The organism is Candidatus Enterococcus wittei (assembly GCF_002140175.1).
GTDB classification, from domain to species: Bacteria; Bacillota; Bacilli; order Lactobacillales; family Enterococcaceae; genus Enterococcus_B; species Enterococcus_B wittei.
On the sequence record NZ_NGMO01000002.1, the window covers coordinates 433,451 to 435,573 of the forward strand.

2 protein-coding genes and 3 pseudogenes are annotated in these 2,123 nt (G+C 30.8%); all 5 read left to right on the top strand.

Annotated features, from left to right (window positions below; all coding sequences use genetic code 11):
* Positions 1 to 187: pseudogene (locus A5844_RS14225) on the top strand (hypothetical protein); the annotation flags it as partial.
* A 226-nt stretch (positions 188 to 413) separates the two neighbouring features.
* Complete coding sequence (locus tag A5844_RS14790) at positions 414 to 500, top strand: putative holin-like toxin (protein WP_227260122.1); 87 nt, start codon at positions 414 to 416, stop codon at positions 498 to 500.
* Positions 501 to 946: 446 nt separating this feature from the next.
* Positions 947 to 1,477 (top strand): PD-(D/E)XK nuclease family protein, encoded by a 531-nt coding sequence (locus tag A5844_RS14615; protein WP_256924529.1) that lies wholly within the window; start codon positions 947 to 949, stop codon positions 1,475 to 1,477.
* 124 nt (positions 1,478 to 1,601) lie between these two features.
* Positions 1,602 to 1,799: pseudogene (locus A5844_RS06355) on the top strand (PD-(D/E)XK nuclease family protein); the annotation flags it as partial.
* Positions 1,800 to 1,992: 193 nt separating this feature from the next.
* A pseudogene (locus A5844_RS06365) lies at positions 1,993 to 2,123 on the top strand (PTS fructose transporter subunit IIC); the annotation flags it as partial.

The window sequence follows — 2,123 nt, forward strand, 5'->3', positions numbered from 1 at the left end:
GAGAGATGTCGGAATGGATGATGAAATCAAAGAAATCGTTAGAAAAATTTATCAACAACATAAAGAAGCATTGGATCTAATATTTGAAAATATACCAGATAATTTAAGTTTAATGAGAATGGATTACTTTATTTTTATCAACTCTTGGTTCAATTGTTTTATTTGTTGGAAAAATTTGCACTTATAAAATTTTTATAGAGGAGACACAGGAGCACTTGACATGAAAAAAGCTTGTGTGATTTACATACCTACTTGATCTTAGGTTAATGCCAAATTTCACATTAAATACCGAGGAAACTGAGTGAAAAGAATGATATAATGAAGAGGTAGAAAAGCGAAAAGATGGTGGCTAATCTCTTGAAAAAGGGGTGATGCCTATGGTTCATAGCTGTATCCCTAGAAGGGAGTAAGCAGTGTCAACTTTTGAAGCAATTCAACTGATGATTGCTTTTGCGACGTTAGTTTTGCTGATTATTGACCATAAAGGCCAAAAAAAATAACCATCTAAACACTTTGACCGGTAATTAGATGGTTAAAAAACTATTTATTACTGTCACCGTCTTTTTAACGGTTCTACAATGGGGCTATGTTGACGCATAGCTCCTTTTTCTTTCATTAGTATATCAAAGTAATTGAAAATCTGCAAATGTTGGATAGTATTTAAGAGTTTCATTATATAAATCCCATGGATATGCCTTTTAAGGCTTTTTGCTTATCTCTAACTATCGATTATTCTTAAAGAACAGTTATCATAAATACATTTCCGATAGTAGAATTTGAAAAAATACATTAATATCCTGATTTTTATATATTCATCTGATAAGTTTGAATTGTATTAATTATAGGGCTACTTTTTAAAAGTTCAAAATTTACTATAATAAATAGGGTATCATCCATACTCAAGTATATAGAAAATCAAGGTATTTTATCTGATGAGTTTTTTAAAATGTTTTTGAAAAGGTATATAGATTCTAATGATGATACCAAAGCTACAATCAATTATTTTGATGCTTTACTTAATAGCTATGAAGATTTAATTGTTTACAGGGAAAATAATAATATTGATATTTTATTGGTATCGAAAAAAAATAAAATAGTGATGTGTATCGAAAATAAAATTCTGTTTTCGGAGTCTAGAGGGCAACTTAATAAATACCAGATATATATAGAACGCAATTATTCTAACTATAAAAAAATTTTTGTTTTTTTAACTCCAGATGGAGATGAACCCACAAATCCAAGTTGGGGCATAATTACTTACAAGGATATCGTTGAAATACTGGAGCAATTAATGCAAAAAAATAGTATGGAAAAGAAAGTATATTATTTGATAAAAGACTATGTTGATATTTTAAGGAGAGATGTCGGAACTGTCTCTTATACACATCTAGATGTGTATAAGAGACAGATATTGAAGAAAGACTTTCTAAATGGACTGGGAAAACAAATATATTTCCTGTCTCTTATACACATCTAGATGTGTATAAGAGACAGATATGGATGATATTGAAGAAAGACTTTCTAAATGGACTGGGAAAACAAATATATTTCCTGTCTCTTATACACATCTAGATGTGTATAAGAGACAGCTATTAGAGGATATGGATGATATTGAAGAAAGACTTTCTAAATGGACTGGGAAAACAAATATATTTCAGATACTTAAGCTATCTAAAAATGAAATAAGACATAGTAATTTTTTAGCTTTTTTATTCGCTCCAAATGAAACTCACAATTTATCTGATGAGTTTTTTAAATTGTTTTTGAAAAGGTATATAGATTCTAATGATGATACCAAAGCTGCTATCAATTATTTTGATGCTTTACTTAATAGCTATGAAGCTGTCTCTTATACACATCTAGATGTGTATAAGAGACAGGTTCTGACCTATATGTTTGGTGTACAAGTACCTGCACCACATGGCGGTTTCTTAGTGTTACCTGTTGTTACGGGAATGTCTCTTATACACATCTAGATGTGTATAAGAGACAGGTGTACAAGTACCTGCACCACATGGCGGTTTCTTAGTGTTACCTGTTGTTACGGGAAAGGTGGCCTGGGTAGGATCGATTTTACTTGGTTCTATTGTGGGGGGAGTGATTTTAGGTTTGATCCAAAAACG